Origin of the sequence: Pseudomonas sp. NPDC087346 (genome assembly GCF_044744235.1) — a bacterium.
Taxonomy (GTDB): domain Bacteria; phylum Pseudomonadota; class Gammaproteobacteria; order Pseudomonadales; family Pseudomonadaceae; genus Aquipseudomonas.
The window spans coordinates 20,038-26,171 of the sequence record NZ_JBIUXX010000017.1; the positions used below are offsets into that span (position 1 = coordinate 20,038).

Consider the following 6,134-nt stretch of genomic DNA (forward strand, 5'->3'; position numbering starts at 1 on the left):
CTTACGGGAGCTGGCTTGCCAGCGATAAGGCCAGAGGCAAAGCCAGCACCCACAGGGGTCTCGATCGCTCACAAAATCTTGTGAACGACGCAAAACCTTTCGGGAGCTGGCTTGCCAGCGATAAGGCCAGAGGCAAAGCCAGCACCCACAGGGATCTCGATCGCTCACAAAATCTTGTGAACGACGCAAAACCTTGTGGGAGCTGGCTTGCCAGCGATGGGGCCAGTTGTATCAATGCAAATCAGGCCTCAGGCCAGAATGCCCGAATCCCCGCAACACCCTGAGCGCCAACCCCCCAAGCCTTCTCCCGCTCTGCCGGACCAACCCCGCCAAGCAAGAACACTGGCTTGCTGAAGCCCTCGATCAAACTCGCAGCCTGCTCCCAGCCCAATGGCTGCGCATCCGGATGCGTCAGCGTCGGCTGTACCGGCGAAAGAGTGACGAAATCCACGCCCATCTGCTCGGCCAACGCCAACTCTTCAGCGTTATGACACGACGCAGCCAACCAACGCTCAGCCGGCAACGGACGGCCCTTGGCCGCGTACTTGCGCAACTGAGCAGCGGTGATGTGCCAGCCAGCGGAGGGGAAATCCCCCAACCACTCGAACGGCCCCTTGATCATCAACTGCGCCTTGCCGGCACACAGCCCTGCCGCATCCACCGCCAGATCGCGGTATTTCGGATCGTAACCGTTCGGCGCACGCAGCTGGATCAGCTTGATCCCGCCAGCAATCGCCTTCTGAATGCCGCGCAGCAGCGCCGGGGTTTCCAGATCTTCGGGGGTAATCAGGTATTCGCCGGGCAGACGCGCTGCCGCGACAATCGGCTGATTGGCTGCCGGAAACTCATAGTTCACCAGCTCCTTTGCGGTGACCCAGGCCAATGGCTGCCCTTCGGCGCCGTGCGGTTCGCCGCTGAAGTCCGAGACCTCCCAGACATCCAGCAACACCTGTTTGTCGGGGTAATCATGGCGAACCTTTATCAGCGGCCGAGCTGCACCAACGACGATGCCCAACTCTTCCTGCAATTCACGGGCGAGCGCGGTTTCGACCGACTCGTCGGCCTCGACCTTGCCACCGGGAAATTCCCACAGCCCCCCTTGATGCTGGGTGTCTGCACGGCGGGCGATGAGGATTTTGCCACTGCTGTCACGAATGACCGCGGCGGCGACGTGTACACGTTTCACGACTGCAATTCCTCCAGTCCGGCCTTTTGCCAAGCCTTGAAGGCTGGCCATTGGTAGATGGTTTCAACATAGGCTTCATCTTCTGCCGGCAGCTTCACCTGATAGGTGCGCAGACGCACGGCAATCGGGGCGAAGAACGCATCGGCGAGGCTCACGCGACCAAACAGGTACGGCCCGGTTTCGGTGGCGACGGCGCGGCATTCGGCCCACAGCGCGAGCATGCGTTCGATATCGACTTTGACCTCGGGCGGCACTGGATTCAGCGGCGCGTCGTGGCTCAGCTTGAACGGCATGTGATTGCGCATGGCGAAGAAACCGCTGTGCATCTGCGCGCAGGCGGATCTGGCTTGTGCACGGGCGGCGATGTCTGCCGGCCAGAGCTGCTCGGAAGGAAACTGCTCGGCCAGGTATTCGGCAATCGCCAGCGAATCGGCGATGGTGCCGCGTGCGGTTTTCAGCAGCGGGACCTTGGCGGTTGGCGAATGTGCGAGCAGACGCTCGCGGGTATCGGGCTTGCCGAGTTTGATCAGTTCTTCGGTGTAGGGTGCACCGGTCAGCTCTACCGCCAGAGCGGCGCGCAGGGACCAGGAGGAAAGCAGTTTGTCGCCGATGATCAGGTGCAAGGACATGGTGTGGCGCCTTTTCGTCAGTGGAAAAACCGGGAGATTTTCAGTGTCTGTGCCGGCTCAATCGCTAGCAGGCTAGCTCCCACAGTGGATCTTCAGTGATGCGCAAACCTCCAGGCTAGCCCCAACGAGGATCTTCATTGAACACAGAAGGTGTGTTTAGCAGAAGAACCTGTGGGAGCCAGCCTGCTGGCGATCGCCGCGATGCGGTCTCGGATTGGATCAGGTACGGTATTCGGCGTTGATCTTCACGTATTCATGCGACAAGTCGGTAGTCCAGATGGTTTCGCTGCAATCGCCGCGACCCAACTCGATGCGGATAGTGATTTCTTCCTGCTGCATCACCGCCGAGCCTTGCGCTTCAGTGTAGGTCTCCGCGCGGGCACCGCGGCTGGCGATGCACACATCGCCGAGGAATACGTCGATCTTGCTCACGTCGAGGTTCGGCACGCCGGCACGGCCGACGGCAGCCAGAATGCGGCCCCAGTTCGGATCAGAGGCGAACAGCGCAGTCTTGATCAACGGCGAGTGAGCCACGGTGTAACCGACGTCCAGGCATTCCTGGTGATTACCGCCGCCATTGACTTCAACGGTGACGAACTTGGTCGCGCCCTCGCCGTCACGCACGATGGCCTGCGCCACGTCCATGCACACTTCGAACACGGCTTGCTTGAGCTTGGCGAACAGTTCGCCTTCAGCCTTGGTGATCTCCGGCAGTGCAGCCTTGCCAGTGGCGATCAGCATGCAGCAGTCATTGGTCGAAGTGTCGCCGTCGATGGTGATGCGGTTGAACGACTTGTTCGCACCGTCGAGCATCAGGTTGTGCAGGACGTCGCGGGAGACTTTGGCGTCGGTAGCGATGTAACCGAGCATGGTCGCCATGTTCGGACGGATCATGCCTGCGCCTTTGCTGATGCCGGTGACGGTAATGGTCACGCCGTCGTGCTGGAACTGGCGGCTGGCACCCTTCGGCAGGGTGTCGGTGGTCATGATGCCGGTGGCGGCAGCTTCCCAGTTGTTCTCCGAGAGATCATCCAGTGCCGCTTGCAGCGCGCCTTCGATCTTCTCGACCGGCAACGGCTCGCCGATCACACCGGTGGAATACGGCAGCACCAGGCTGGCATCAACGCCGGTCAGTTCGGCCAGTTTCGCGGTGGTACGTTCGGCAGCGGCCAGGCCCGGTTCACCGGTGCCGGCGTTGGCATTACCGGTGTTGGTCAGCAGGTAACGCACAGCATTCTGTACGCGCTGCTTGGCGAGAATCACTGGCGCGGCGCAAAAGGCGTTCAGCGTGAACACACCGGCCACGGTCGAACCTTCGGCACAGCGCATGACCACGACATCCTTGCGCCCCGGGCGCTTGATGCCGGCCGAGGCGATACCGAGTTCAAAACCGGCAACCGGGTGCAACGTTGGCAAAGGACCAAGACCAACAGCCATGAATGCGCTCCTTACTCAATGATGTCAGCACCGCCTGACAGGGAAGCGGTGGTTTGAATGGCAAAACGCCGCGACGGCTGATGCCGGTCGCGGCGCGGGTATTTCAGCGATTGAAACGGGTTTTACTGGATCTGCCCGTGGCAATGCTTGAATTTCTTGCCCGAACCGCAGTAGCACAGTTCGTTGCGGCCCAGCTTCTGCTCGTTGCGAACCGGGGCGGTGGCGAGGGCTACATCGATCTCTTCACCCAGCACTTCCGGCTGCTCCAGGCCTGGGGCCTCGGCGTGTTCGAACTGCATGCGGGCGGCCAGTGCTTCGGCTTCCTGACGCAGGCGTTGTTCTTCTGCTTCCGGATCTTCGCGGCGAACCTGAACATGCGACAACACACGGATCGAATCGCGTTTGATCGAATCCAGCAACTCGGAGAACAGCGTGAAGGACTCGCGCTTGTATTCCTGTTTCGGGTTCTTCTGCGCATAACCACGCAGGTGGATACCGTGACGCAGGTGATCCATGGTCGACAGGTGGTCTTTCCACAGGTCATCCAGCACGCGCAGAACGATTTGCTTCTCGAAGGAGCGCAGTGCGTCGGCACCGGCCTGATCTTCTTTCTCGTTGTACGCCGCCATCAGCTCGACCATCAGCTTCTCGCGCAGGGTTTCTTCGTACAGGTGATCGTCTTCGTCGAGCCATTGCTGGATCGGCAGTGCCACACCGAAGTCGCTCTGCAACGACGCTTCCAGACCGGCGACGTCCCACTGCTCAGGCAGTGATTGCGGCGGAATGTGCGCGCTGATGGTCGCGTTGAGCACGTCCTGACGGAAGTCGGCGATGGTCTCACCGATGTTGTCGGCGGCCAGCAACGTGTTACGCATGTGATAGATCACTTTACGCTGTTCGTTGTTGACGTCGTCGAACTCGAGCAGTTGCTTGCGAATATCGAAGTTGCGGCCTTCAACCTTGCGCTGCGCCTTCTCGATCGCGTTGGTCACCATGCGGTGCTCGATCGCTTCGCCCGGCTGCATGCCCAAGGCTTTCATGAAGTTCTTCACCCGGTCAGAGGCGAAGATGCGCATCAGGCTGTCCTCCAGCGACAGGTAGAAACGGCTGGAACCGGCGTCACCCTGACGACCGGCACGACCACGCAACTGGTTGTCGATACGGCGCGATTCGTGACGCTCGGAAGCGATCACCTGCAAACCACCGGACTCCAGCACTTGCTGGTGACGCTTCTGCCAGTCGGCCTTGATCTGGGCGATCTGCTCAGGGGTCGGGTCTTCCAGGGAAGCAACTTCAACCTCCCAGTTACCGCCCAACAGGATGTCGGTACCACGACCGGCCATGTTGGTGGCGATGGTCAGTGCACCCGGACGACCGGCCTGCGCGATGATTTCAGCTTCTTTTTCGTGGAACTTGGCGTTCAGAACCTTGTGTTCGATGCCTTCCTTCACGAGCAGTTCGGACATGTGCTCGGAGGTTTCGATGGTGGCAGTACCTACCAGCACCGGACGACCAGCGGCCATGCTTTCCTTGATGTCCGCCACGATTGCCGCGTACTTCTCTTCGGCTGTGAGGAACACCAGGTCGTTGTAGTCTTTACGCGCCAACGGCTTGTTCGGTGGAATGACCATGACCTGCAGGCCATAGATCTGATGGAACTCGAACGCTTCGGTGTCGGCGGTACCGGTCATGCCGGACAGCTTGGTGTACAGACGGAAGTAGTTCTGGAACGTGGTCGACGCCAGAGTCTGGCTTTCGGCCTGGATGTTCAGGTGTTCCTTGGCTTCGATGGCCTGGTGCAGGCCTTCGGACAAACGGCGACCCGGCATGGTACGACCGGTGTGTTCGTCGACCAGTACGACCTGACCGTCCTGCACGATGTATTCAACGTTGCGGTTGAAGAGTTTGTGCGCACGCAGACCGGCATAGACGTGGGTCAGCAGACCGAGGTTATGCGCCGAGTACAGGCTCTCGCCCTCGGCCAGCAGACCGACGCCGGTGAGCATGTCTTCGATGTACTGGTGACCGGCTTCGTTGAGTTCGACCTGACGGGTCTTCTCGTCAACGGTGTAATGGCCAGCCTTGGTAACTTCGCCTTCGACTTCTTCAACGTGCAGTTCCAGCTGCGGGATCAGTTTATTGATCTCCATGTACAGCTTGGAGCTGTCCTCGGCCTGACCGGAAATGATCAGCGGGGTACGCGCTTCGTCGATGAGGATGGAGTCGACTTCGTCGATCACGGCAAAATTGAGTTCGCGCTGGAATTTTTCTTCCATGCTGAACGCCATGTTGTCGCGCAGGTAGTCGAACCCGAATTCGTTGTTGGTGCCGTAGGTGATGTCGGCAGCGTAGGCGGCACGCTTCTCTTCCGGCGGCTGGAACGGCGTCACGACACCGACGGTCAGGCCGAGGAATTCATAGAGCGGGCGCATCCAGTTGGCGTCACGGCGGGCCAGGTAGTCGTTCACGGTTACAACGTGCACGCCCTTGCCGGACAGCGCGTTCAGGTAAACGCCCAGTGTTGCCACCAGGGTCTTGCCTTCACCGGTACGCATTTCGGCAATCATGCCTTCGTGCAGGGTCATGCCGCCGATCAACTGAACGTCGAAGTGGCGCATGCCCATGACGCGCTTGCCCGCTTCACGGGCGACCGCAAAGGCTTCTGGCAACAGCTTGTCGAGGGTTTCCCCTTTGGCGATGCGGGCCTTGAACTCATCCGTCTTGGCGCGCAATTGATCGTCCGAAAGGGCTACCATTTGCTCTTCGAAGGCATTGACGAACTGCACCGTCTTGAGCATGCGTTTTACTTCACGCTCGTTCTTGCTTCCAAAAAGTTTCTTTAACAAAGGCGCAAACATATCGGCAGGATCTTCCACACTAAA

At 59.8% G+C, this 6,134-nt stretch carries 4 protein-coding genes; all 4 read right to left on the minus strand.

Annotation, left to right across the window (positions count from 1 at the left end; translation table 11 throughout):
• Nucleotides 1-241: 241 nt before the first annotated feature.
• Entirely contained in the window at nucleotides 242-1,186 is a 945-nt protein-coding gene (locus tag ACIOZM_RS12855; RefSeq protein WP_401214092.1) for a Nudix family hydrolase, read from the minus strand.
• The gene (locus tag ACIOZM_RS12860; protein ID WP_401214095.1) at nucleotides 1,183-1,815 is read right to left on the minus strand and encodes a glutathione S-transferase family protein; all 633 of its coding nucleotides are present in this window, start codon (nucleotides 1,813-1,815) and stop codon (nucleotides 1,183-1,185) included. The genes ACIOZM_RS12855 and ACIOZM_RS12860 overlap by 4 nt, the downstream gene beginning before the upstream one ends.
• A gap of 219 nt (nucleotides 1,816-2,034) precedes the next feature.
• Entirely contained in the window at nucleotides 2,035-3,252 is a 1,218-nt protein-coding gene (gene argJ, locus ACIOZM_RS12865; RefSeq protein ID WP_401214098.1) for a bifunctional glutamate N-acetyltransferase/amino-acid acetyltransferase ArgJ, read from the minus strand.
• A gap of 122 nt (nucleotides 3,253-3,374) precedes the next feature.
• Nucleotides 3,375-6,110: a preprotein translocase subunit SecA gene (secA, locus tag ACIOZM_RS12870; protein WP_401214247.1), complete on the minus strand. Its 2,736-nt coding sequence runs from the start codon at nucleotides 6,108-6,110 to the stop codon at nucleotides 3,375-3,377.
• Between the last annotated feature and the right edge of the window lie 24 nt (nucleotides 6,111-6,134).

Coding starts and splice junctions, on each gene's coding strand:
- ACIOZM_RS12860 (WP_401214095.1), bottom strand. CDS start 1,815: ATGTCCTTGCACCTGATCATCGGCGACAAACTGCTTTCCTCCTGGTCC.
- argJ (WP_401214098.1), bottom strand. CDS start 3,252: ATGGCTGTTGGTCTTGGTCCTTTGCCAACGTTGCACCCGGTTGCCGGT.
- secA (WP_401214247.1), bottom strand. CDS start 6,110: ATGTTTGCGCCTTTGTTAAAGAAACTTTTTGGAAGCAAGAACGAGCGT.